2 protein-coding genes are annotated in these 1,596 nt (G+C 68.4%); both read right to left on the reverse strand.

Annotation, left to right across the window (positions count from 1 at the left end; translation table 11 throughout):
* Positions 1–533: endo-1,4-beta-xylanase (locus AB0B86_RS33475; protein WP_357420628.1), on the reverse strand; the 533-nt coding region annotated here is incomplete at its 3' end.
* Positions 534–943: 410 nt separating this feature from the next.
* Positions 944–1,596, reverse strand: a 653-nt coding sequence (locus AB0B86_RS33480) for a carbohydrate-binding protein (protein WP_357420630.1), incomplete at its 5' end; no start/stop codon positions are given.

The following is a 1,596-nucleotide window of genomic DNA, read 5'->3' on the forward strand; positions in this document are numbered from 1 at the left end:
GTGCGCTGCAGGTTCGAGTCACGCCGCCCACCGCTGCCACCGTCGGCGAACGCCTCGTTCACCACGTCCCACGCGTAGATCTTGCCCCGGAAGTGGGTAGCGACCTGCGTGACGTGGTTGATCGCCGCGTTGCGCAACGTGGTACCGGACATGCCCTGCGCCCAGCCCGGCTGCTGCTGGTGCCACAACAGCGCGTGGCCCCGCACGCTCATGCCGTTGGCCTGCGCGTGACTGACCAGCCGGTCACCACCGCTGTAGTTGAACCGGCCCTGCTGCTGCTCGGTCGCGTCCCACTTCATCTCGTTCTCGGCCACGACACTGTTGAACTCGCGGTTCAGGACCGTCGCATACGTGTTGTCGGAGAGCTTGTTCGTCGCGACGGCCGCACCGAAGTAGCGGCCCTTCTCGGCAGCCGACGCCCTCAGGGTGGTGCCGGCACTGGCCGTGGAGGTGAGCGTCATCGTCATTCCGGCGGCGAGTGCGCCGGTGGCTGCGACGGTCACCGCCAATCGCAGGACTCTCTTGTGATTCATGCGAATTCCTTGTCTGTGGTGGTTCGGTGATGGAGATGCAGCGCCCGAATCTGCTCCTGCGGAGTCGGTGACATCAGCACCGGCGAGATCGACGCCGAGGCCAGTCCAGCCGCGGGGTCGGCTCGCAGCGGCGCGACAGTGACTGACGAAGACCTGTCGCCAGCACGGCACCGGTGGTGGGAGACCCCGACACGACGTCCGGCATGCCCTGGGCGGACGTCGCGCTCCGAGGTGCGGCCGGCAGGCTCGCCCGGTGAACCACAGGTGCGGCCGCCCTCAAACATCGACTGTGAGCGATAACATGCCGTTCGTCAAGTCGTAACGAATCGCGCCGAGGGCCTGTCGCTTCGGTCGTACCGTCCGGGTGCGGCGCTGCCGGAGCCGTGCTCGGACGGCTCCGGCAGCACCCGTCACTGGAACGAGGCGTCGTCGACGAGCAGGCTGTCGGTGCCGGCAGCCGTCTCGACGTAGAAGGTCGCGTTGGACAGCGTGCCGCTCCACGAGACGGTCGTCGTGCCGGTGAGCAGGGTCCAGCCGTTGACGTTCACCCCCACGGCCGGGGTGAGCTGGAGGTAGCTCGTCGTGCCGTTCACTGTCATCGAGAGGGTCGCCTTCGCCGAGGGCGTGCCGCTCTGCGCCCGTACCCAGACGTTCGTGGTGTAGCTCTTGCCGTTCGTGAGCTTCGAGGTCACGTCCTGACCGGGGCCGTTCCACGCCGCGGTCCGGCCGGTGATCGACAACGACCCGCTGCCGCCGTGCGCGACGGCGGTGTTGCGGGAGAGCGTGCCGCTGCCGTGCACACCCCAACCCGTCGTGCCGTTCTCCACGTCACCGTTGGTGAGCACGGAGCCGCTGCCGCCGGTGCCGCTGAACTGCCACCAGTTGATGTTGAACAGGGTGCCGGTGCCGCCGGCGAAGCGGAGATACAGGTCATGGGTGCCGGTGGCGCCGTTGACCGCGCAGGTGGCGGTGGTCCAGGCCTGCCAACCACCGGTACCAGCGACGGTGCAGGTCCCGACCACCGCGCCGGTGGCGCTGTCCAGGCGTACCTCGATGCGTCCTC

The sequence above is a fragment of the Micromonospora sp. NPDC049047 genome (genome assembly GCF_040649135.1).
Classification (GTDB): Bacteria; Actinomycetota; Actinomycetes; order Mycobacteriales; family Micromonosporaceae; genus Micromonospora.